This window comes from Demequina flava (assembly GCF_000975035.1).
GTDB lineage: Bacteria > Actinomycetota > Actinomycetes > Actinomycetales > Demequinaceae > Demequina > Demequina flava.
In genome coordinates, this window is record NZ_BBRA01000001.1 from 915,844 (window position 1) to 937,958 (window position 22,115).

A 22,115-nucleotide genomic window follows, 5' to 3' on the forward strand; every position below is an offset into this window, starting at 1 on the left:
TTGGCTCCGTAGTGCGTCGTACTTGTATGAATACCTTCAGCCCCGCCCTCACGGTCCAGCGCCCAGCACAAGGACGTGCCCGCCTTTTCGCCGCCGTCGTCGCGATCTTCGCGCTGGGATGGCTGCTGGCCGGCTGTTCGTCATCGGACGCTTCCGACTCCGCAGGCGAGGCCGACTATGGCGGCCGGGAGGAGGCTGCCTACGACCAGGCCATCGACTCGGAGGAAGCCATCGCCTACGAGGACGGAGACGCTGCAACGACCTCGGGCGAAGCCCCCGCCCCCACCGCCGACCGGTCCGTCATCATCACCGGATCCGTCTACATGACAGTCGACGACCCCGTCGCGGCAGCGGACCAGGCGGCGAGCATCGTCAACGGCGCTGGCGGCCGCATCGACGCACGGAGCGAGACCGCACCCACCGAGTACGACGGCGGCTCCGCGTGGCTGACGCTGCGCATTCCGTCCGACCGCCTGGATGCGGTTGTGGAGGATCTTCGCGAACTGGGCACCGTGGACGAATTCAATACGAGTTCGCAGGATGTCACCCGCGAAGTCACCGACTTGGATGCCCAGATCTCCACCCTGCAAGCCTCCACGGAGCGCATCGAAGGATTGCTTGATCAGGCCGAGGACATGGAAGACATCATCGCGCTTGAGAACGAGCTCGACCGCCGCCGCGCGGAGCTGGAGAGCCTCGAAGCCCGCCAGCGCGCACTGGACGACCAGGTGTCGATGTCCACGATCGACCTGTCACTGACGACAGAGCCGGTCGTGATCGTCGACGACGAGCCCACAAACTTCCTCAGCGGCCTCGAGACTGGCTGGAACGCGCTCACCGGCTTCCTGTCAGGCGTGCTCGTTGCGACCGGAGTGGTCCTGCCCTGGCTCGCAGTCGGCGCCGTGATTGCGCTCGTCGTCATTGCCGTGGTGCGCAGCCGTCGCTCACAGCGCACCGCACCCGCGAGCGCTCAGGAGCCGGCAGCGGACGAGACCGCGCAGGCACCGCAGTCTCGCGACTGACGCCGTATGACAGAGGGCCGATGCCCGCCTTACGTGAGGCGGGCATCGGCCCTCTGTGCGTGTCGTCTTGGAGCGGGTGGGGTCAGACGGTGACGTCCACTTTCACGATGCTTCCGGCGGGCGCATAGGGGACCTCAGTGCCGTCGATGGGGGTGCCATCAACGACGAGCGAGGCCTCGGAGCCACCCGAGTTCGTCACGGAGATCTCGTAGGTTGCGCCGCGGATCACGCGGGTCACGGTGTACGAGCCGATCTCGGCGCCAATACGCGGGTCGACGATCAGGCCGTCGTAGCCCGGACGCACGCCCAGGAGGTACTGGGAAACGGCCACGAAGTTCCACGACGCGGTTCCGGTCAGCCAGGAGTTCTTGGCCTCGCCGTGACGGACCGCGTCCTTGCCGGCGATCATCTGCGCGTAGACATAGGGCTCCGTGCGGTGGACCTCGGACTGTTCCTCGCGGAACGCGGGGGCGATCTGCTTCCAGTACTCCCACGCGTACTCGGTGCGGCCCAGCATGGCCTCGCCGATGATCACCCACGGGTTGTTGTGGCAGAAGATTCCTGCGTTCTCCTTGTACCCCGGCGGGTAGGTCGTGACCTCGCCCAGCTCCACGTGGTACTCGGTGTAAGCGGGGTTCAGCAGCACGATGCCGTGAGGGGTGTTGAGGCGCTCGCGCACCGAGTCCAACGCGGCCACGGCCTTGCCGTCCTCGACACCAACGCCACCCATGACGGCCCAGCCCTGCGGCTCGATCCAGATCTGACCTTCGGCGGTCTCGTGGGTTCCGACCTTGTCGCCAAAGTAGTCGTAGGCCCGCAGGAACCACTCGCCGTCCCAGCCGTGCTCGGCGGTGACCTGCTGCATCGCGGTGACCGCAGCATCGGCCCTATCCGCCTCTTGCGTCTCGCCACGGCGACGCGCAAGCGCGGCGTACTCGGGACCGATCGCGCAGAACATCGCGGCGATCATGATCGACTCAGCTGCGCCACCCGTGCGGTTGCCGGTGGTCTGGAAGGACTCGCCAGGCTCGGTCGAGAAGCAGTTGAGGTTGAGGCAGTCGTTCCAGTCCGCGCGGCCAATCAGCGGCAGTCCGTGAGGTCCGGCCTTCTCGAGCGGGTGGTTGAACGAGCGGCGCAGGTGCTCCATGAGGGTGTCTGCCTGCGACTCGTCGTTGTCGAACGGGACCATCTCATCGAGGATCGACTCGTCGCCGGTCTCCTTGATGTAGGCCGCAACGCCAAGAATGAGCCACAGCGGGTCGTCGTTGAAGCCCGAGCCCAGCGTGTGATTTCCGCGCTTGGTCAGCGGCTGGTACTGGTGATACGCGCTGCCGTCGGGGAACTGCGTGGCCGCGATGTCGAGGATGCGCTCGCGGGCGCGCTCGGGCACGAGGTGCACGAATCCGAGCAGGTCCTGGCTCGAGTCGCGGAAGCCCATGCCGCGCCCCATGCCGGTCTCGAAGTAGGACGCCGAGCGCGACATGTTGTAGGTCACCATGCACTGGTACTGGTTCCAGATGTTGACCGAGCGGTCCAGGCGCTCCTCGCTCGAGGTCACCGTGTAGGACCCAAGCAGCCCGTCCCAGTACTCCTGGAGCTTGGCGAACTCGGCGTCGGTGGCCTCCGAGGTGGAGAAGCGGTCCAGGAGTTCGCGTGCGCCGGTCTTGTTGACCACGCCGGGCGACTCCCACTTGTCTTCGCGGTCGTTCTCGAGGTAGCCGAGCGTAAAGACAAACTGCTTGGATTCGCCGGGCGCGAGCTCGACCTCAAGGTGGTGCGAGCCGACCGGGTACCAACCGGACGCGACCGAGTCACCGCTCTTGCCCAGGTGTGGCACGGCGGCCTCGTGGAAGCCGTTGCCGAATCCGAGGAACGTGTCGCGGTCGGTGTCGAAACCTGCGACAGGGGCGTTCACGCCGTAGACCGCGTAGTGATCGCGGCGCTCGCGGTATTCGGTCACGTGATAGATCGCGGAACCGTCGACCTCAACCTCGCCGATCGAGAGATTGCGCTGGTAGTTGATCTGGTCGTCCTCGGCGTTCCACAGGCAGAACTCGACGAAGGAGAACAGCGAGATGTTCTTCGCCGCGTCCGAGGTGTTGGTCAGCGTGACGTGGTGGATCTCCGCGTGTGTGTCGACCGGAACAAACATGAGGACCGATGCTTCAAGGCCTCCGCGTTCACCGGTGATCCGCGTGTAACCAAGCCCGTGACGGGTCTCGAAGCGGTCAAGTTCCGTCTTGTAGGGACGGTAAGAGGGGCTCCAGACATCGCCGCCATCGTTGATGGAGAAGATGCGGCCGCCGTCGTCGACGGGGGTGTTGTTGTAGCGGTAGCGCGTGAGGCGGCGTAGCTTGGCGTCGCGGTAGAAGGCGTAGCCGCCGCCGGTGTGCGAGACCAGCGAGAAGAAGTCCTGCGTACCGAGGTAGTTAATCCAGGGGTACGGAGTGTGGGGTGTCGTGACCACGTACTCGCGCGCTTGGTCGTCGAAGTGACCGAACTTCATGGGGCTGCCTTCCGAAAATGAGCTGAATGTGCCCATAGTAGCCACGGAATCGAAACGTTGCGAGTTGCGCTTCGGAACGTTTCGAGGAAGCGTGGCGGGACGTGGTGCCCATTGTCACCCGGTCGCCTCCTGCTCGCAGTCCGAACGCGGCCGGGGTGTGGCCTGATGGCGCCAGAACTTCGCGCCCCTTCGTGCGGCTCCTCCTTGCACCCCGCGGCGCGGAATGCTCATTCTTGGATTTCCAAGAATGAGCAGATCAACCACATACCCCCGGAACTTAAACGGCCACCACTAGGCAGCATCGGCCCTCCCCGGTAGCGTGTCCCCATGCTGCTCTCCGACGGTGATATCCGCGCTGAAATCGACAACGGCCGTGTGGCCCTCGATCCGTACGAGGAGAACATGATCCAGCCGTCGTCCATCGACGTGCGCTTGGACAAGTTTTTTCGCGTGTTCGACAACCACAAGTACGCGGCGATTGACCCCGCAGCCGAGCAGCCAGAGCTCACACGCCTGGTTGAGGTCGAGGGCGACGGTCCGTTCGTGCTGCACCCCGGAGAGTTCGTGCTGGGATCGACCTACGAGTCCGTGACTCTCCCCGACGACATCGCAGCGCGCCTTGAGGGTAAGTCCTCGCTAGGGCGCCTGGGACTCCTGACCCACTCCACCGCCGGATTCATCGACCCCGGCTTCGAGGGCAACGTCACGCTGGAACTATCCAACATGGCAACGCTGCCCATCAACCTGTGGCCGGGCATGAAAATTGGGCAGTTGTGCTTCTTCCGCCTGTCCTCGCCCGCCGAGCACCCCTACGGATCTGACAAGTACGGCTCTCGGTATCGCGGCCAGCGCGGCCCCACCGCGTCCAAGAGCTTCCAGAACTTCCACCGCACGGACGTGTAGGCGCCCGCGTCAAACGCCTGCGGTCACCCGGATCAGGTTTGTGGATCCTCGCACGACGTCACGCACCCGGTACGTCTGACCGCAGGGTTTTAACGGGCGCCCAGAGCGGAGTTCGTCCGCGCCGGCGCTCACGCGACTTAGCTGGCGATCAGTCGTAGTGCCGCGGCCTTGGCGCGTGCCATCGGCTCCGCGGTCCCAGACGCCTTTGCCGCGAGCATGCCGCCGTCGTAGATCATCGCGATGGTCTCGGCAGTCGTGCGGTCACCCGTGACATCTGTGAAGTGGGCGATTACGTCCGCGTAGTGCTCCTGTACCACCACCATCGCCTCCGCGTTCCCGGGGACCTCTACGGCGGCCTTCGAGTACGGGCAACCATGGAATGTGCCGTTCGCGATGGCGTGTTCAACCTCTTCGAAGAAAGCAGCGACCCGCCCAGCCGGCGCTTGCGCGGGGTCGTCGAATCGCGCGCGGTTGCGGCGCGAGGACTCAAGCCTGCCGCGAAGGTACTCCGCGACCAACTGGTCCTTGGACCGGAAGTTGTTGTACAGAGTCGCTTTGGTCACGCCCGCGCGCGCCGCGATGGCCTCGACCCCGCTCGTGTTGATGCCCTCGCTGTAGAACAGTTCACCGGCCGCCACGAGGAGCCGTTCACGGGCGGTGCCGCGGCGGGCAGGGGCAGGTGCGTCAGTCATGGATTTGATTATACCGACCGGTTCAGTTACTGTCACTTCTATACCGACCGGTATGGCAAACAACGGAAGGAACACCATGTCTGACAACAAGATTGCAGTTGTGATTTACGAGCCCGCCTCCGGCGACCTCTCGCGCGTCTTCCGCGGCCTGCGCGTCGCAGCAGAGTTCAAGGCAGCCGGCGACGACGTCGCCATCGTGTTCGACGGCTCGGGCGTCGAGTCGCTCGCCGAACTCAGCTCGAGCGACCACAAGCTCAACTCTCTCCTCGAGTCGCTGCGCGACAACGTTCGCGGTGCATGCGACTACTGCGCCAACGGCCACGGCGCCAAGGACGCGATCGAGGCCGCCGGCTTCGCCCTGAAGGCTGACGCTGACGGCGAGATCTCGATCCGCGAGCTCGCACTCGAGGGTCGCCAGATCCTCAACTACTAAGCGCTTGTGCGCTCGGACTGCACCAGCAGGGCCGAGTACCAAGTAGACCGAAAGCGGGTCGGCTACCTTCCCCGGGGCCGGCCCGCTTTCGTGCGCCTGGCCGTTCCAGACCGCTGGTGCAGCGCGCTATGCTGGCCGGACACGACAGGGGAGCGCTTCCCGTCGGCCGGTTTTCGGACAGGCCACAAGGACAAGAGCGCTGAGAGTGCGGATCCGCCGCAGACCCTCGAACCTGATCCGGGTGATACCGGCGTAGGGAGTCGAGTCTCGTCCCCTCCTTTGCACCACGGGAGGAATCCTTATGCGCGCAATGCGCACCGTCGCCGTCACCACGGCAACCGTCACGGCCCTCACCCTCGCGGCCTGCTCCACCGATGCAGACAGCGACTCCGAGGACACCACCTCGGCCGCGAGCACCACCACCGAGTCCAGTCCTGCCGCTAGCGAGTCGACTGACTTGGACGGCCGGGAAGTCACCGTCGTCACCCACGACTCCTTCAACGTCCCGGACGAGGTTCTCGCCTCCTTTGAGGAAGAGACCGGCCTGACCGTTGAGTTCGTCGCTCCCGGCGACGCGGGCAGCCTCGTCAACCAGCTCGTCCTTACCAAGGACGCTCCCCTGGGCGACGTCGTCTTCGGCGTCGACAACACCTTCGCCTCGCGCGCTATTGAGGAGGGCGTGTTCACGGACTACACCTCCGAAGCCCCCGCGGCAGCCGACGCCGCCGCCTACGCAGTCCCAGGTTCCGGCGCGCTCACCGCGATCGACTACTCGGACGTGTGCCTCAATTACGACATCGCCACGTTCGACGGCGACGTTGAGCTGCCCGAAGAGCTCTCCGACCTCACTGACCCCGCCTACGCAGGCATGCTGTCGGTCTCTAACCCGGCGACGTCCTCGCCCGGACTCGCCTTCCTGCTGGCCACTGTCTCTGAATTCGGCTACGACTGGGAGCAGTACTGGAGCGACCTGACCGCTAACGACCTCCGCGTCACGGCGTCCTGGTCGGACACCTATTACACGGACTTCGCAGCCCCGAACTACGGCGGCGATTACCCCATCGTCCTGTCCTACGCGTCATCCCCGCCGTTCGAGGTCATTGACGGCGAGCCCACCACCGCCGCACTTCTCGACACCTGCTTCCGCCAGGTCGAGTACGCAGGCGTCCTGGAGGGTGCACTCAACCCCGAGGCCGGCCAAGCCGTGGTCGACTGGATGCTCTCCGACGAGTTCCAGGCCGCACTGCCGACCAACATGTACGTCTACCCGGTCTCCGAGCAGGTAGAGGTCCCCGCCGAGTGGGCCGAGTACGCACCTCTCGCCGAGGACCCCCACTCCCTCACCCCCGAGGAAATCACCGAGGGCCGTGACGAGTGGATCGAAACCTGGAACAGCATCGTCCTGGGTTAACCCCTCAGGACGACAGCCGGGGAACGCCAGTGACCAGCCGCACGCGCCTCCACCTTGGGTGGTGGGCCGCCGCAGCGCTGCCACTGGCGTTCCTCGGCTTCTTCTTTTTGTGGCCCTTGGCGACCGTGCTGGTGCGGGGCCTATGGGATGGCGGTTTCGACTGGGCAGGCACCTGGGCCGTGGTCGTCGATCCGCGCACGGTCGATGCCTTTGTCACCACGGCGGGTCTCGCCACCTTGGGAATGGTGGGGTCGCTGGCACTCGGGATCCCGTGTGCGTACGTGCTGTATCGCCTGCGGTGGCGCGGCCAGGTCACGGTGCGCGGGATTGCAGCCGTGCCATTCGTGCTGCCGACGATCGTGGTCGCCACCGCGTTCACCGCGCTGCTGGGCCGCTCCGGCCCCCTCGGCTTTCTGGGCTGGGACCAGACCGTGTGGGCGATCGGCTTGGCGATGGTCTTCTACAACACCTCGGTCGTGACACGCATCGTGGGTGGCAGCTGGGCGTCGCTTGATCCGCGCACGGCCGATGCTGCCCGCACCTTGGGCGCCAATCGTCGCCAAGCATGGCGCCACGTGACCCTTCCGGCGCTCATGCCAGCCATCGCATCGGCCGCCTCTGTCGTCTTTCTCTTCTGCGCCACGTCTTTTGGCGTGGTGCTCGTGATGGGCGGCACCCGCATCAACACCCTTGAGACCGAGATCTGGTTGCAGGTCAATCAGTTCCTGGACATGCGTGCGGCCGCGGTGCTGTCGATCCTGCAGCTCGTGTTCGTGGCGGGCATCCTGGCAGTCTCCGCGTGGGCGCGACGCCGCCGCGAGCGCGTCCTGGGCAACCGCACGGTCGACGGCACGCGCCCCATCAACCGCCGGGACCTGTGGGTGACGGTACCGACCATGACCGTGTTGGGCCTGCTCCTTGCGGCCCCCATGTTCACGCTCGTGTCGCGCTCGCTGCGGATCCCCGGCGGCTGGGGATTCGACAACTACGCCGCGCTCTTCACCGATCCCCCGCGCTCCGTGCTTCCGGTGAGCGTGTGGCAAGCGACCCTGAACTCTCTGGTCACCGCGGTGATCGCTGCGACCATCGCGACCGGGCTAGGGCTGATCGTCGCATCGCTCCTCGCGCGTCGCGGCAAGCGAGCGGCCGTGCTCGATGGGTTCGTCATGCTGCCACTTGGAGTCAGCGCTGTCGTCGTGGGCCTCGGCATGCTGCTCACGCTGAACCGCACTGTGCTTGGCGTGGACCTGCGCGGGTCGTGGTGGCTGGTCGCGATGGCGCAGGCTGTTGTTGCGTTGCCCCTCGTGGTGCGCACGCTCGTGCCACCCGCGAAGGCGATTGACCCGCGCATGAAGGCGGCGGCGGGGACGCTGGGTGCGGGCCCGCTGCGAGTCTGGACTCAGGTGGAATGGCCGATGCTGCGGCGACCCTTCGGACTGGCCCTCGGCTTCGCGTTCGCGATCTCGTTGGGCGAGTTTGGTGCGACGTCGTTCGTCGCGCGGCCGGACCGCCCCACGCTCCCGACCGCGATCTACCGACTGCTGGGGCGCCCCGGCGCTGAGAACTTGGGCATGGCGTTCGCGGCCGCGGTGCTCCTTGCTGTGTTGACCGCGTCCGTGATGATGGTGTCCGAGCGCATGAGAACTCCCTTGGGAGGAGACCTATGAGTGGCTTGCAGGTAACTGACCTCGTGGTGAAGTACGGGGGCGCGCATCCCGTGACTGCGGTCGATAGCGTGTCTCTGTCCGTGGCTCCGGGTGAGACCGTCGCGCTCCTGGGACCGTCCGGATGCGGCAAGTCGTCGCTGCTGGGAGCCGTGGTCGGCATTGTCGACGTCGACTCCGGGTCCATCTCGTGGGACGGCGACCACATGACCGGGGTGCCCGTGCACCAGCGCGGATTTGGGCTCGTGTTCCAGGACGGCCAGCTCTTTCCCCACCGCTCCGTAGCGCGCAACGTCGCATTCGGGCTCGAGATGGCTGGCGTGCCCGAGCCCGAGCGCCGCGAGCGCGTCGACGAACTGCTGGAGTTGGTCGGCCTGGCCGGGCTGGGATCTCGGCCAGTGACGGACCTGTCGGGCGGTCAGCGTCAGCGCGTCGCGCTAGCGCGGTCCCTGGCGCCCAGACCACGCCTGCTCGCACTCGACGAGCCGCTGTCCGCGCTGGATGCCGAATTGCGCGGCCGCCTCGCAGTCGAGGTCCGCGACATCCTCGCCGCTTCCGACACCGCCGCCCTCGTCGTCACCCACGACCCCGCGGAGGCGGAAGTCATGGCCTCGCGGGTCCTGCGAATGCGCGAAGGCCAACTCGTCTAACTCCCCTGGCCGTACATACACGGCGGGGATTTGGACTCGCCAACCTCAGGGCCGTACATCTGCGGGGTTGTCGACGCGAGCCAGCGCCGTAGCGGCGGTCAGCAAGCGCAGGAAACTGGCCCCCCGGCGCTTGGCAGCGGAGAAGTCAACGGGTCCGGCGAGCGCGTGGCGTCAACTGTGACCGCACGCTCCTCGGAATCCGTGGTCACGACGTCGACGGGCAATCCCTCGCGAGCCCAGTACTCGAAGCCGCCAATCATCTCTTTCACGGCATACCCAAGCTCGGAAATGATGAGCCCCGCACGGGTCGCGCCGTTGCAGCCCGGACCCCAGCAGTACACAACGAACTGGGTGTCCGCGGGATACGCGGGGATACGTTCGGGCATGTCCGGCTTGGGAATATGCACGGCGCCGCGTGCGTGTCCCTGATTCCACGCGCGCTCGTCACGGGTGTCGATCAGCACAAAGTCAGCCGTGCCGTCCGCGAGCGCGGGGGCAACGTCGGAAGGGTCCGTCTCGAAGGCGAGCTTGGAGCGGAAGTGCGCGGCGGCGTCGTGAATGCTCATGGGGCCAATGTAGGGGCACGCCCAGCAGCCACGCGCTTGCCGATTGGCACCTCACTGCACGCTGGCAGGTGCTGAGTGCTCAAAATCGCCCGATTTGGGCACAGAGCACCTGCTGGGGCGCGGCAAGGGCCACCAGGCAGGCGCCGGAGGTCAAGTCGGGCCGATGCCGGGGTGACGATCCGTACGAAACGCCCCCGAGCATCGGCCCGTCGCCAACACCTAAACTCAAGAGTTGAGTAAGTGTCACTCAAGTTTCACCGTTTGGACTTGACAGCGCGACGCCGGCGTGGATACTTGAGTGTAGGCGGCTCAACTCTTAAGGAGCCGGCAGCAACGCAAGGTGAGGGCGCTAGCCCCGCCCCCGTACACAAGGAGGAACGCATGTCGCGTGCAGTTGGAATTGACTTGGGAACCACGAACTCCGTGGTCACCGTTCTTGAAGGTGGCGAGCCCACCGTCATCGCTAACGCCGAGGGTGCCCGCACCACCCCGTCGGTGGTCGCGTTCTCGAAGACTGGTGAAGTTCTGGTGGGCGAGATCGCCAAGCGCCAGGCCGTCACCAACGTCGACCGCACCATCACCTCTGTGAAGCGCCACATGGGCACCGAGTGGTCGCAGGAGATCGACGACAAGAAGTACACCGCTCAGGAAATTTCCGCTCGCGTTCTGGGCAAGCTCAAGCGCGACGCCGAGGACTACCTGGGCGAGAAGGTCACCGAGGCCGTCATCACGGTTCCCGCGTACTTCAACGACGCTGAGCGCCAGGCCACCAAGGACGCCGGTGAGATCGCAGGCCTCAAGGTCCAGCGCATCGTCAACGAGCCCACCGCTGCCGCACTGGCATACGGCCTGGACAAGGGCAAGGAAGACGAGCTCATCCTGGTCTTCGACCTCGGTGGCGGTACGTTCGACGTCTCGCTGCTCGAAGTGGGCAAGGACGAGGACGACTTCTCGACTATTCAGGTCCGCGCAACCGCCGGTGACAACCGCCTCGGTGGTGACGACTGGGACCAGCGCGTCGTCGAGCACCTCATCAAGGAAGTCAAGAACACCGAGGGTGTCGACCTGTCCAAGGACAAGGCCGCCGTCCAGCGCCTCCGTGAGGCTGCTGAGCAGGCCAAGAAGGAACTGTCCTCGGCCACCAGCACCAACATCTCGCTGCAGTACCTGTCGATCGGTGAAAACGGCCCCGTCCACATGGACACCCGCCTCACCCGCGCACAGTTCCAGCAGATGACCTCCGACCTGATCGAGCGCACCAAGGCTCCCTTCCAGCAGGTCATCAAGGACGCCGGCATCCAGCTGTCGCAGATTGACCACGTGGTTCTCGTTGGTGGCTCGACCCGCATGCCTGCGGTGTCCGAGGTCGTCAAGGAACTCACCGGCGGCAAGGACGCGAACAAGGGCGTCAACCCCGATGAGGTCGTCGCCGTGGGCGCTGCCCTGCAGGCAGGTGTCATCTCCGGTGAGCGCAAGGACGTGCTGCTCATCGACGTGACCCCGCTGAGCCTGGGTATCGAGACCAAGGGCGGCGTCATGACCACCCTGATCGAGCGCAACACCGCCATCCCGACCAAGTCGTCGGAGGTCTTCTCGACCGCCGAGGACAACCAGCCTTCCGTGCTGGTGCAGGTCTACCAGGGTGAGCGTCAGTTCGCCCGCGACAACAAGCTGCTCGGCACCTTCGAGCTCAGCGGAATCGCCCCGGCACCCCGTGGCGTCCCGCAGGTCGAGGTCACGTTCGACATCGACGCCAACGGCATTGTGCACGTCGGCGCGAAGGACCGTGGCACCGGCAAGGAGCAGTCGATCACCGTGACCGGCGGCTCGGCACTGTCGAAGGACGACATCGAGCAGATGGTCAAGGACGCCGCGGAGCACGAGGCTGAGGACAAGGCTCGTCGCGAGGCTCAGGAAACCCGCAACAACGCGGAGACCTTCGCCTACTCGACCGAGAAGATCCTGGCCGAGAACGAAGACAAGGTTCCTGCCGAGGTTGCCGAGGACGTGAAGTCCGCGATCGCCGAGGTCAAGACCGCGCTCGAGGGCGACGACGACGAGGCCGTGAAGACTGCACACGACTCCCTGGTGGAGAAGGCGCAGAAGATCGGCGAGGCCGTCTACGCCGCACAGCAGGCCGAGGGCGCTGAGGGCGCACCGGAGGGCGAGCAGCCCACCGACGCTCCTCAGGACGCCGAAGACGACGACGTCGTTGACGCCGAGATCGTCGACGACGAAGACGACAAGAAGTAGCAATCCGATAGCGCCGGGCCGGTGACACCACCGGCCCGGCGCTTCGGCCGCTCACGGAAGGCAGGCCATGACTGACACGAACCCCACCCCCGAGCCCGAGGACAACGGCGAGGTCAACGACAACGCCGAGACCAACGGTGAGGACCGCGACGCCCTCGCTGACGCAGAGGCCATCCTGAACGAGGAAGCCGCGCGCGCCCAGAACGAAGAAGGCGTCCCCGAGGCCGACCCCAACGACCCGTTGGGCCAGGCCGAGCAAAAGGCCGCCGAGCACCTCGCAGACCTGCAGCGCCTCCAGGCGGAGTACATCAACTACCGCAAGCGCGTGGACCGTGACCGTGAGGCCGCTGGTGAGCAGGCAACGATCAAGCTCGTCGAAGGCCTCATCCCGGTTCTCGACGACATCTCCGCTGCCCGTGAACACGGCGACCTCGAGGACGGCCCGTTCGCCTCGATCGCAACCAAGCTCGAAGAGGCCCTGTCCCGTTTGGGCTGGGGCACCTACGGCGCGGTCGGCGAAGAGTTCGACCCGCAGGTTCACGAGGCCCTGACCTCACAGCCTTCAACAGAGGTCGAGGTCCCCACGATTCAGCTGGTGGCCCAGCCCGGCCACCGCATTGGCGATCGCGTCGTGCGTGCCGCGCGCGTCATCGTCGCTCAGCCCGAATAGTCCTGAAAGGAGACGCTCATGAGCAGCCAAGATTGGTTCACGAAGGACTTCTACGCGACCTTGGGCGTCTCCAAGGACGCCTCGCAAGACGAGATTAAGAAGGCGTACCGGCGCCTCGCGCGCGACCTGCACCCCGACCGCAATCCGGGAGACGCCGCTTCCGAGCAGCGCTTCAAGAGTGTGGGCGAGGCGTACGGAGTGCTGTCCGACCAGGAGCAGCGCAAGCAGTACGACGCCATTCGCACCATGGGTGGCGGCGGACCCCGTTTCCAGGCTGGCGCGCAGGGCGGCGCTGGATTCGAGGACGTGTTCTCCAACATGTTCGGTGGCGGCGGCCAGCCCGGCGCCCAGGGCGGTGCTGGACAGCAGTACCGCGCGCAGGGCTTCGAGGACATTCTGTCCAACATGTTTGGTGGCGGCGGATACCGCCAGGGACCCCAGAAGGGGGCCGATGTTGGCGCAACCACCGAGGTCAGCTTCCGTCAGGCGGCGCTCGGCGACACGATCTCGCTGCGCACATCGACAGGCACCGTCAACACGCGCTTGCCGGCAGGCGTCAAGGACGGACAGAAGATCCGCATCGCGGGCAAGGGGCGTGCGGGCACCAACGGCGGCCCTGCCGGTGACCTGCTGTTGACCATCCGAGTCGCCAAGCACCCCGTCTTCACGATGGACGGCAAGAACCTCAAGATGAACCTGCCGGTGTCCTACGACGAGGCTGCGCTCGGCGCACACGTCGACGTGCCGACTCTCGAGGGCGACCGCGTGAAGGTGAAGATCGCCGGTGGCACCTCATCGGGCACCACATTGCGTGTCAAAGGTCGCGGCATCCAGACCAAGTCAGGCACCGGCGACCTCCTGGTGACGATCCAGGTCGACGTTCCAAGCAAGCTGGGCCGCAAGGCGAAGGAAGCCCTCAAGGCCTTCGCTCTGACTGCCGCCACGCACGACCCGCGCGCACGCCTGTACGACGACGCCGCGAAGTAGATCTACGCTCACGGTTAAGGGAAGGAGGCCAGCGATGGAGCAGCCCGATGTTGATGAGCCGGTCTTCCTGATCTCTGCTGCCGCGGAGCTCGCGGGCATGCACGCGCAGACCTTGCGCCAATACGACCGCCTCGGCCTCGTTATCCCCCGCCGCCGCGCCGGTGGCGGGCGCCGCTACTCGCTCCGCGACGTGGCCGTGCTGCGGGAGATCCAGCGCATGAGCCAGGACGAGGGCATCAACCTCGCCGGCATCAAGCGCATCCTGTCTCTTCAGAACCACGTTGAGCGCCTCCAAAGCGAAGTCGAGAAACTCCGCCCACGCGCGGACACCGGCTCGCGCATCTTCGCGTCCGGACCCTCCGGCCATGTGGTGATCGTGGAGCGAGGCCGCCGCGCCAACCGCGATGAGGGCCGCTCGCTCGTGCTGTGGCGGGACGCACGCGACATCTCTTGACGTTGGGCGGGCGCAGGGCCACTCTGAGAGCATGGCCGACGCTGACCACCCCCACGTTCATCACGCCCCCGACTACATCGAGATCCCCGCGACGGATATCGAAGCATCTGGGCAGTTCTATCAGGCGGCGTTCGGCTGGGAGCTGACCGCCTACGGCCCGGGCTACCGCGGCATAGTCGCGGCCGATGGTCGCGAACACGGCGGCATTTCCGAGGTCGAGTCCGTCACCCCTGGTGGCGCGCTCATCGTGATGTACTCCGACGATCTCAGGGCCACACGCCAGGCGGTGCTCGACGCCGGCGGGCTGATCTCCCACGACATCTTCGATTTCCCCGGCGGCCAGCGCTTTCACTTCATCGATCCCTGCGGGCTCGAAATGGCGGTCTGGGCACTTCCGTAGGGCGCCAGCCTTCTCGGCAGCGCACCACAGCTCTCTGGTGACGGGCCGATGCTTGGGTGACCCCAGCATCGGCCCTCCCCATGCTTTTGGGTTGCCTTCGCGGGGTCGATCCCCTGGGACGGACAGTGAGGGGCTGGCACCGCCCTCAGCTCGGTGCCAACCCCTCTCCCCGGTCGTCCCGGTCTATCGCTGCAGCGACTCCACTAGAGCGCTCGCGTAGTCATGTGATGCGGGCAGAGTCTCAATCCACACCCGCGGTGGTTGGCGCATCAGGTTGTCCACCTTCATGGCCACAGCTCGTTCGGCCACGTGGTCGCGCAGGCCAGCAATTCCCGCTCCCAGGCCCGCGTCGCGGCGCACCAGGACGGCGTAGAGACCCTCGCCCAGACGGGCCATCGGGTGACCCTCGCCGTACGCGCCGCGCAAGGCCTCGCCAATAGCCGCGTTGCGCGCCATCCGCTGCCACGGATCGGAGGCCTCGACGGAGACATCAACCATGACGAGCGCATGCGTCTCGCACACGCATTCCCCGCTTCGCGAAGCGTCCCCATAGACCTCAGCGAGGCGCTGAATCAGGTAGTCCGGGGTGCCCAGACCCGACTCGGGGTCCTTCATGGTGGGCACGTGAGTGAGATCGGGGCCGCCCTCGGTCCAGCCCTGGCACAGCGCCCGGATAGTGCGAATAGGCGTGGCCTCAAAACCTGCGGAGCGGAACAACAGACCCATGTCGTCGATCGCTTCGGTGATGCCGACGCCTGCGGTCGAACGCGCTTGACCTAGTCGGTAGGCGGCGGGTGCGGTGTCGAGCCGGGCCTCGAGCGCTTCGGCGAGCGCCTCTGCCGCGGGGGTGTACCAATCGCCGGGGCGCAGCCACACCTGCTGGACGCTCGCCGACTCCCACCGGCGCAGCAGCGCGGTGTCAGGGGCGGATCCAAGCTCGGTCATACCCCATGAGAGGGAGGGGCATGATGGCTATGACGCGGTTTCTCAAGAAAATTTCTTGGACTTAGTTCAGGCGCCAGGTGTGACCAATTCCCCTGCCTGTTTCCTTGCTTATGTCACACGGAGCGGGGACGATAGAGCATCGAGTAGACGGATGGTCATAAAGGAGGCTCGGGCACGGTGAGTCCCGACGCGATCGCAATGTGGACGGAGACGTCCAGCGATCCAGAGCTGATTGCCGGGGTGCGCGCAGGCGACCCCGGTGCCTTTGGCGTGCTCTACGAGCGTCACGTGGACGCTGCGCGCAAGGTCGCGACGCAGTACACGAACTCCCACTCCGACGTCGACGACGTTGTTTCCGAGTCTTTCTCCCGCGTGCTCCGCGCCCTGCAGCGCGGCGACGGTCCGGACTTGGCCTTCCGCGCGTATCTCTTCACGATTGTCCGCCGCACCGGCATGGACGTCATCAACAAGGGAATCCGCACCAAGCCCCGCGATGACATGTCGCCGTACGAGTCCGCGATGGGCTACGAAGCCTCCTCCGACGAGCCCGCCCTTGAGGGCTTCGAGCACTCCATGGTGTCCGAGGCCTACACCTCGCTTCCCGAGCGCTGGCAGGCAGTCCTTTGGTACACCGAGGTCGAGAAGAAGTCTCCTAAGGACATCGCACCGTTGCTGGGCCTGAGCGCCAACGGCGTGGCCGCGCTCGCATATCGTGCCCGCGAAGCGCTCCGCCAGGCCTACCTGCAGCAGCACCTCAACACTTCTGAGGAAGTCAGCTGCATGGAGGCGAACTCCCAGCTGGGCGCCTACGTGCGCGGCGGGCTCGCCAAGCGAGAGCACGCCAAGATCGACGGGCACGTACAGAACTGCGCGCGGTGCACCGCGCTGGTGATCGAACTGCAAGACGTCAACCGCGGCATGCGCGCGATCATCGCGCCGCTCGTGCTCGGAACACTCGGCATTGGCGCTCTCCAAGGCGGGATGCCGATCGGTGGCGCGCTCGGCCCCGGTGCTGCGACCGGTGGTGCTGGCAGTGCTGGTGGTGCAGCCGGAGGTAGTGGCGCGGCTGCTGGTGGTGCGGGTGCTGCTGGTGCCGGTGGAGCTGGCGGTGGTTTGCTCAGCGGCCTCGGAGCGGGGGCCTTGGGCACCATCGCCCAGTTTGCTCTTCCCGCGGCGGCCGTAGTCGGCACCGCAACCCTGGTGGTCGGCGGCATCACGCTGGTATCGAACTTCTCGGAAAACGGCAGCGCCGATGCCGACAGCGCCCAGGTCCGGGTCAGCGAACCCGTCCAGGGCTTCGGCAAGCCACCGCGCTCTGAAGGCAGCGGTGAGTCGTCCGGTGACGCCGACGGCACCCTCGCGCTGGGCGCCACCGATGGTGACGGCTCTGCTGCTGGAGACCCTGACAGCAGCGGCGACACCGGTGACGGCTCACTGGACCCATCGAATACGGATCTAGGTGCGGTGACCGGCGGCACGACACTCGCTGGCGGAGCCGGTGGCGCTGCGGCCGGGACGGGCTCGCTCGGCACCGGACCGGGGTCGTCGTTCTCCAGTGGTGCGGGTTCTTCCGGTGACTCGGATAGCGCCAGTGGTTCCGGCGGCACAGCGTCCGGTTCTGGAAGCACCGACGGCTCTTCGACCGGTTCGGGAAGTACCGGTGGTTCCTCGACGGGCTCCGGATCGAGCTCGAGCGGAAGCGCCGGGACCGGTGGCACGTCTCCGAGCACTCCGGACGGTAGCGATCCCGGCGCAAACAGCCCGAGCACCGTCGACCCCGCACCGCCGACGGACCCGACGGACCCAGTCGATCCGACCTCGCCTGACCCTGGAACCGACGACGGCTCTGACAGCGGCGACACCGAGCCAGACGACGTCACCGATCCTCCGGATGTCACGGACCCTGTCATCGATCCTGTTGCGCCTGCCGGGTCGCTGCGCATCGGCCGCTCAAGCCTGCAGGTCCTCGAGGTCTCGTCCGACGACCCTTCGATCGACATGAATGTCTCCAACGCGTCGGACATCGCGATCCCTGATGTCACCGCGTCCATCACCCTGCCGGACGGACTGACGTTCGCCCTACCAGGCGGCATTGGTGGGTCCGCGGCGGCTCCCGCCGACGCGCTCGCGCGGTTCACCGCGGCGCACAGCGATGCCGAGTTCTCGGTCTCCGGCTGGGACTGTGGCCTCAGCGCCGACTCTTCAGTGCTCACCTGCGAACTCGTTGAGCTCGGCGGTGGCGGCATGGCGGAATTGGGACTCAACATCGACGTGGTTGCCGACTCCCTTGCCGATGACGCGGTCACGAACTTCGAGGTGAATGCAGGAGATCTCCACGACTCCTACGCGCTCCCCACAACGCTGCAGACCACAGACGACGACCTCACCGACGGCTACGAGGATCAGGGCGGACTCGCAGTCGCCCAGTTCGGCGCGCCGCTGTTGGGTTGCGACGCCAGTGAATCGCGCTGTGGAGACATCATGGGCTCCGGCCTCAATCCAGATTCGGTGCTGAACACCCCCACCGACAACAACGCGGTCAGCATGGTCGCGCTTGTTGAAGAGGATGGGCAGCGCAATGGCGGCACCACCCAGGTATCGCTACCCGATGGCGCGGTCGTGACGCACGCGCTGCTCGAGTGGTCGGCGAACCGTTCCGCACGTTTCTTCGGTTCAGACGAGTGGGACGGCGAGCCGAGCTCAGCGTCGTTGCGCGTCCCAGGAACCGACTTTGCCTCGGTCACCGATGTCGACCTCGAGACCTTCTCAGAGGGCAACCGCGAGTACTACCTCGCGCGCGCAGACATCACTGAACTGGTGAAGTCCGCGGGCGCCGGCGCCTACTCACTCCAGGACATCGCAACGGCTGCGTCGCGCAACGACTGGGACCCCACCTACTACGGCGGATTCACGTTGACGGTGGTCTACGAGGACCCCGCGGTGGACGAGGGCACATCGGTGAAGTTGCTGCACGGCCCCCACTGGGTCTCGTCCAACGCGCCCGCGACTCGCGTGTTCGCCACCGAGAACGACGCGACGGTGACGCTGTCGTGGACCGCTTTCGAGACCGACCTGGCCAACCGCGGGGACTCCGCTCAGGTCAATGGAACCAAGGTCGCCCCAATGCGCGGCGACACCGTGGGCAACGCCAACAATGCTGGTGACTCGTTCGCCAATGGCTCGGCCTTCGCTAACTCGCTCGGCACCGATGCCAAGCCATTCGCTCCCGTGCAGGTGGGACCCGGTCAGCACAACATCACGGTCTCCACCAACGGAGACAACTTCTTTGTCGGCACCTTCGCCGTCACCGTCGCTCCCGAATAGCCTCCAACGGCTACGACGGCCTGAGTAGGCAGATCGGGTCACTTCGGGGCACGGATATGGCACAGACGTCCCACTGGAAATGACTAGCGTGCGGGGTCTGGGCTCCAGTCCAGATCCAGCTGACGAGCAGTGGCCTCAGCGAGTTCGCGGTCGGCAAGCCGCTCCACGACGTGCAGGGCCATGTGCATGCCCGAGGTCAGGCCACCGGAGGTCACCACGTCGCCCGCATCGACCCATCGGACCCCATCCACTGCCTCTGCGACTCGCTCGGAACGCAAGCCTGAGACATCTTCCCAATGGGTGGTCGCGGGGAGTCCGGTCAGTAGCCCGGCCCGCGCGAGCAGGAACGACCCGGTGCACACGGACGTCGGCAACGTTGTCACGCCTGCGAGGTGACTGACCGCAGCGACCAGCGCCTCGTTGTTTGCGGCGGCATCGATATCGATCGTGCCCGGCACCACGGCGACGTCATAGGTGCCAGGGGCCTGAGCATCGGCCAGACCTGTCAGACGCATGCCGCCAAACGCCGTGACGTCGTGCCCACTAGGGCTCAGCATTTCAACGGTGCACCAGGCGGGCTCACCTGCGCGCTCTCGCAATCGTGACGCGGTCAGGAAGACCTCGTAGGGACCTCCGGCATCGATCACGTCGAAGCCGTCAAAGACCAGGATTCCGATGCGCAGCGTCATGCTGGCAATCCTATGGTCAACGCTCGCGCACGGAGGCGCGAACGGGAACCCGGATCCTAGTCGCTAGGAGATCACCGTGTTGGTCGTGGTGGGCCACACAATGAATCGCAGCGAAGCCACCGCAATCGCGAGCGAACCCAGCATCACGATCGCCATGGACAACGCCGACATCCCGAGGATGCCGATCAGCGGCGTCACGGCGCCAGCGACGATGTTGTTGCCGGCGCCAATCAGCGATGCCGCGGTGCCGGCTTCAGCACCGTGACCGTTGAGCGCCATCACCTGCACGGACGGCATGACCAGTCCGAGCGGCGGAACAATGATCATGAGCGGCACAATCACGCCGATGATGCCAACGTCGAGGATGGCGCACACGGCCATCGCGATCGCACCAGTCGACATCAGAGCCACACCAATCGTGGCGACCGTACGCGGTGCCATGAAGCGCATCAGGCGTCCGGCAACCTGCACGCACACGATCTGGCCCACGGCGTTGATTCCGAAGATGAATCCGAACTGCTGCGCTGTCACGCCGTACTGGTCCTGCAACACGAAGGAGGAGGACGACAGGTAGGCGAACAGAGCGGTGAAGCCCATTGCGCCGACGATCATGATGCCAACGAACGAGCCGTCGCCAAGCAGTCGCTTGTAGCGGCGCGCGACCATCCCCATGGACTGCTTGCCGCGCATGTGGGCCGGGCGGGTCTCGTGCAACGCAAACTTCGCGACGAGGAACATCAGCACGCCATAGGCGGCGAGGACCACGAAGATCTCGCGCCAGTCCACGACGCGCAGCAACTGCGATCCGATGACCGGAGCGATGACCGGAGCGACGCCCGTGACGAGCGCCATGTTGGCAAGCATCTTGATAAGTGCCTGGCCGTGGAACATGTCGCGCACCATGGCCATGGCGACAACAGCGCCACCTGCGGCGCCGATGCCCTGGAACACGCGTGCGACCATCACCCACTCGACTGTGGGCGCGATGACGATCGCGAGGGACGCCACGACGTGCACGGCGGTGGCGATCAGGAGTGGGCGCTTGCGTCCCACCGCGTCGGACAGCGGGCCCACAATGAGCTGGCCCAAGCCAAACCCGATCATGGTCGCGGTCAGCGTCATCTGGATCGCCGCGTCGGATGCCTGCAAGTCCGCGGCGACCGTGGGGAATGCGGGCAGGTAGAGGTCGACCGTGAAGGGACCCAGGGCAATGAGGGAGCCCAGGATCAGGACGTACGCGAGCCTGCGGCGGCTCGTGATGGTCGATACCTCGGGCACCTGGGCGTTGCGCTCAGGTGCAACCTGCGTGGGGGCAGACAAAAGTGCACACTCTTTCGAGTTGTAGGGATGGTGACGTCGGAGACGGACGCCGGTGGAGTCACGGCGTAGTGACTTCACGGTCAACGCGGATTGCCCTCATTCTAATCCCGACCAAACGGTAAAAGTGACCTTGACCTGGCGTTGACTGGAGGCATGCAAAAGGGGTCCCGGCACTTGGCCGGGACCCCTTTGCGCGGGTGCGCGCTGTTACTTCTTGGTGGCCTGCGCGTTGACCTCGTACGAGGTGTTGGTGGCCTCGAAGAAGTTCACCAGCTGCAAGGTGTCGTTCGCGGTGGCCATCCACTTGGCGGGGTTCGACACGTTGTAGTGCGGGTCGAAGCCGAGCTCCTCGAGGCGACGGTCAGCCAGGTACTTCACGTACTGGTTCACGTAGTCGGCGTTGAGACCAAGGATGCCCTTGGGGAGGAGGTCGTGGTTGTAGGCCTCTTCCATCTCGACGGCGTTGAGGATCATCTGACGGATCTCTTCAGCGAACTCGGCGTCCTGCAGGTCCTCGTTCTCTTCGAGAACCGTCAGGATCAGGTTGATACCGAACTGGAGGTGCAGCGACTCGTCGCGAATGACCCAGTCCATGAGCGAGCCGAAGTTGCGCAGCAGGTTCCGCTGACGGAACGACAGCGCGACCATGAAGCCCGAGTAGAACCAAATGCCCTCGAGGATGACGTTGTAGGCCACGAGGTTGCGAACAAAGTCCTTCTTGCCCTCGGTGGTCGAGATGTCGAGGGTCTCTTCCGTCATGCGACGGATGAAGTTGACCTCGAACTCCTCCTTGGCCGCCATCGACGGCACGGACACGTGCGACTCGTAAGCGGCCTCACGGTCCAGCGGGAACGTCTCGAGGACGTACTCGAAGGACATGCAGTGGTTGGCCTCTTCCCACATCTGCTTCGCGAGATACAGGTGGCACTCGGGAGCGTTGATGTACGGGTACACGCCAAAGGCCAGGGCCTTGTTGACGAGCAACTCGTTGGGGTTGAAGTAGGACATGAGGAAGGTGACGGCGTGCTTCTCCTCGTCCGTCATCTTCTTGAAGTCCGCGAGGTCCTCACCGAGCTGGATCTCATTGGGGAACCAGGTGTTTGCTACTGCCTGGTTGTAGAGGTCGTAGGCCCAGGGGTAGGTGATGGGCTTGAGCAGCAGTCCGTCTTGGATGCCGGTACCGAGAATTGCCATTGCTAGATCTCTTCCTTCTCTTCGACGTGCCT

General features: G+C 65.6%; 19 protein-coding genes and 1 riboswitch. Of the genes, 12 read left to right on the plus strand and 7 right to left on the minus strand.

Going from position 1 to position 22,115, the window contains the following annotated elements; all coding sequences use genetic code 11:
• Positions 1–26: 26 nt before the first annotated feature.
• Positions 27–1,022, plus strand: coding sequence for a DUF4349 domain-containing protein (locus tag AOP74_RS04340; protein ID WP_061961129.1), 996 nt, complete (start codon positions 27–29; stop codon positions 1,020–1,022).
• An 82-nt stretch (positions 1,023–1,104) separates the two neighbouring features.
• On the opposite strand, the gene AOP74_RS04345 is transcribed toward AOP74_RS04340, so the two are convergent.
• Positions 1,105–3,528, minus strand: coding sequence for a glycoside hydrolase family 94 protein (locus AOP74_RS04345; protein WP_061961130.1), 2,424 nt, complete (start codon positions 3,526–3,528; stop codon positions 1,105–1,107).
• Positions 3,529–3,855: 327 nt separating this feature from the next.
• Between AOP74_RS04345 and dcd the strand changes: the two genes are divergently transcribed.
• Positions 3,856–4,431, plus strand: a complete 576-nt coding sequence (gene dcd / locus AOP74_RS04350) for a dCTP deaminase (RefSeq protein ID WP_061961131.1) — start codon at positions 3,856–3,858, stop codon at positions 4,429–4,431.
• 137 nt (positions 4,432–4,568) lie between these two features.
• On the opposite strand, the gene AOP74_RS04355 is transcribed toward dcd, so the two are convergent.
• Positions 4,569–5,123 carry a TetR/AcrR family transcriptional regulator gene (locus AOP74_RS04355; protein ID WP_061961132.1) on the minus strand — a complete coding sequence of 185 codons (555 nt, stop codon included), beginning with the start codon at positions 5,121–5,123 and terminating at the stop codon, positions 4,569–4,571.
• Between the two features lie 76 nt (positions 5,124–5,199).
• Between AOP74_RS04355 and AOP74_RS04360 the strand changes: the two genes are divergently transcribed.
• From AOP74_RS04360 to AOP74_RS04375, 4 genes are all read left to right on the plus strand, one after another.
• Positions 5,200–5,556, plus strand: coding sequence for a DsrE family protein (locus tag AOP74_RS04360; RefSeq protein WP_061961133.1), 357 nt, complete (start codon positions 5,200–5,202; stop codon positions 5,554–5,556).
• Positions 5,557–5,692: 136 nt separating this feature from the next.
• Positions 5,693–5,832, plus strand: a riboswitch (TPP riboswitch).
• Positions 5,833–5,857: 25 nt separating this feature from the next.
• Positions 5,858–6,967, plus strand: coding sequence for a thiamine ABC transporter substrate-binding protein (locus AOP74_RS04365; protein WP_061961134.1), 1,110 nt, complete (start codon positions 5,858–5,860; stop codon positions 6,965–6,967).
• 29 nt (positions 6,968–6,996) lie between these two features.
• Positions 6,997–8,634: an ABC transporter permease gene (locus AOP74_RS04370; RefSeq protein WP_061961135.1), complete on the plus strand. Its 1,638-nt coding sequence runs from the start codon at positions 6,997–6,999 to the stop codon at positions 8,632–8,634.
• On the plus strand, positions 8,631–9,281 hold the full coding sequence (locus AOP74_RS04375) for an ABC transporter ATP-binding protein (protein ID WP_061961136.1): 651 nt from the start codon (positions 8,631–8,633) through the stop codon (positions 9,279–9,281). Before AOP74_RS04370 ends, AOP74_RS04375 begins: the two co-directional genes overlap by 4 nt.
• 98 nt (positions 9,282–9,379) lie before the next feature.
• On the opposite strand, the gene AOP74_RS04380 is transcribed toward AOP74_RS04375, so the two are convergent.
• Entirely contained in the window at positions 9,380–9,847 is a 468-nt protein-coding gene (locus tag AOP74_RS04380; protein WP_061961137.1) for a rhodanese-like domain-containing protein, read from the minus strand.
• 381 nt (positions 9,848–10,228) lie between these two features.
• On the opposite strand from AOP74_RS04380, the gene dnaK reads away from it, so the two are divergent.
• The 5 genes from dnaK to AOP74_RS04405 all read left to right on the plus strand — a co-directional run bounded on the left by dnaK (position 10,229) and on the right by AOP74_RS04405 (position 14,611).
• A complete protein-coding gene (gene dnaK / locus AOP74_RS04385; RefSeq protein ID WP_061961138.1) occupies positions 10,229–12,100 on the plus strand; it encodes a molecular chaperone DnaK in 1,872 nt (623 codons plus the stop codon).
• A gap of 67 nt (positions 12,101–12,167) precedes the next feature.
• Complete coding sequence (locus AOP74_RS04390; protein ID WP_061961139.1) at positions 12,168–12,770, plus strand: nucleotide exchange factor GrpE; 603 nt, start codon at positions 12,168–12,170, stop codon at positions 12,768–12,770.
• A gap of 18 nt (positions 12,771–12,788) precedes the next feature.
• Positions 12,789–13,757 carry a DnaJ C-terminal domain-containing protein gene (locus AOP74_RS04395; protein WP_061961140.1) on the plus strand — a complete coding sequence of 323 codons (969 nt, stop codon included), beginning with the start codon at positions 12,789–12,791 and terminating at the stop codon, positions 13,755–13,757.
• Between the two features lie 34 nt (positions 13,758–13,791).
• Positions 13,792–14,211, plus strand: coding sequence for a heat shock protein transcriptional repressor HspR (locus AOP74_RS04400; RefSeq protein ID WP_061961141.1), 420 nt, complete (start codon positions 13,792–13,794; stop codon positions 14,209–14,211).
• 31 nt (positions 14,212–14,242) lie between these two features.
• Positions 14,243–14,611: a VOC family protein gene (locus tag AOP74_RS04405; RefSeq protein ID WP_061961142.1), complete on the plus strand. Its 369-nt coding sequence runs from the start codon at positions 14,243–14,245 to the stop codon at positions 14,609–14,611.
• A 183-nt stretch (positions 14,612–14,794) separates the two neighbouring features.
• Here AOP74_RS04405 and AOP74_RS04410 read toward each other — a convergent pair whose 3' ends face one another.
• On the minus strand, positions 14,795–15,556 hold the full coding sequence (locus tag AOP74_RS04410; RefSeq protein ID WP_061961143.1) for a hypothetical protein: 762 nt from the start codon (positions 15,554–15,556) through the stop codon (positions 14,795–14,797).
• Between the two features lie 177 nt (positions 15,557–15,733).
• On the opposite strand from AOP74_RS04410, the gene AOP74_RS12030 reads away from it, so the two are divergent.
• Complete coding sequence (locus AOP74_RS12030; protein WP_082095984.1) at positions 15,734–18,880, plus strand: sigma-70 family RNA polymerase sigma factor; 3,147 nt, start codon at positions 15,734–15,736, stop codon at positions 18,878–18,880.
• A gap of 83 nt (positions 18,881–18,963) precedes the next feature.
• Here the strand turns inward: AOP74_RS12030 and AOP74_RS04420 are convergent, their stop codons facing one another.
• The 3 genes from AOP74_RS04420 to AOP74_RS04430 all read right to left on the minus strand — a co-directional run bounded on the left by AOP74_RS04420 (position 18,964) and on the right by AOP74_RS04430 (position 22,083).
• The gene (locus tag AOP74_RS04420; protein ID WP_061961144.1) at positions 18,964–19,569 is read right to left on the minus strand and encodes a DJ-1/PfpI family protein; all 606 of its coding nucleotides are present in this window, start codon (positions 19,567–19,569) and stop codon (positions 18,964–18,966) included.
• Positions 19,570–19,632: 63 nt separating this feature from the next.
• Positions 19,633–20,889, minus strand: a complete 1,257-nt coding sequence (locus AOP74_RS04425) for a multidrug effflux MFS transporter (RefSeq protein ID WP_236683716.1) — start codon at positions 20,887–20,889, stop codon at positions 19,633–19,635.
• 207 nt (positions 20,890–21,096) lie between these two features.
• Positions 21,097–22,083 (minus strand): ribonucleotide-diphosphate reductase subunit beta, encoded by a 987-nt coding sequence (locus AOP74_RS04430; protein ID WP_061961145.1) that lies wholly within the window; start codon positions 22,081–22,083, stop codon positions 21,097–21,099.
• Between the last annotated feature and the right edge of the window lie 32 nt (positions 22,084–22,115).

Coding starts and splice junctions, on each gene's coding strand:
- AOP74_RS04340 (WP_061961129.1), top strand. CDS start 27: ATGAATACCTTCAGCCCCGCCCTCACGGTCCAGCGCCCAGCACAAGGA.
- AOP74_RS04345 (WP_061961130.1), bottom strand. CDS start 3,528: ATGAAGTTCGGTCACTTCGACGACCAAGCGCGCGAGTACGTGGTCACG.
- dcd (WP_061961131.1), top strand. CDS start 3,856: ATGCTGCTCTCCGACGGTGATATCCGCGCTGAAATCGACAACGGCCGT.
- AOP74_RS04355 (WP_061961132.1), bottom strand. CDS start 5,123: ATGACTGACGCACCTGCCCCTGCCCGCCGCGGCACCGCCCGTGAACGG.
- AOP74_RS04360 (WP_061961133.1), top strand. CDS start 5,200: ATGTCTGACAACAAGATTGCAGTTGTGATTTACGAGCCCGCCTCCGGC.
- AOP74_RS04365 (WP_061961134.1), top strand. CDS start 5,858: ATGCGCGCAATGCGCACCGTCGCCGTCACCACGGCAACCGTCACGGCC.
- AOP74_RS04375 (WP_061961136.1), top strand. CDS start 8,631: ATGAGTGGCTTGCAGGTAACTGACCTCGTGGTGAAGTACGGGGGCGCG.
- AOP74_RS04380 (WP_061961137.1), bottom strand. CDS start 9,847: ATGAGCATTCACGACGCCGCCGCGCACTTCCGCTCCAAGCTCGCCTTC.
- dnaK (WP_061961138.1), top strand. CDS start 10,229: ATGTCGCGTGCAGTTGGAATTGACTTGGGAACCACGAACTCCGTGGTC.
- AOP74_RS04390 (WP_061961139.1), top strand. CDS start 12,168: ATGACTGACACGAACCCCACCCCCGAGCCCGAGGACAACGGCGAGGTC.
- AOP74_RS04395 (WP_061961140.1), top strand. CDS start 12,789: ATGAGCAGCCAAGATTGGTTCACGAAGGACTTCTACGCGACCTTGGGC.
- AOP74_RS04400 (WP_061961141.1), top strand. CDS start 13,792: ATGGAGCAGCCCGATGTTGATGAGCCGGTCTTCCTGATCTCTGCTGCC.
- AOP74_RS04405 (WP_061961142.1), top strand. CDS start 14,243: ATGGCCGACGCTGACCACCCCCACGTTCATCACGCCCCCGACTACATC.
- AOP74_RS04410 (WP_061961143.1), bottom strand. CDS start 15,556: ATGACCGAGCTTGGATCCGCCCCTGACACCGCGCTGCTGCGCCGGTGG.
- AOP74_RS04420 (WP_061961144.1), bottom strand. CDS start 19,569: ATGACGCTGCGCATCGGAATCCTGGTCTTTGACGGCTTCGACGTGATC.
- AOP74_RS04430 (WP_061961145.1), bottom strand. CDS start 22,083: ATGGCAATTCTCGGTACCGGCATCCAAGACGGACTGCTGCTCAAGCCC.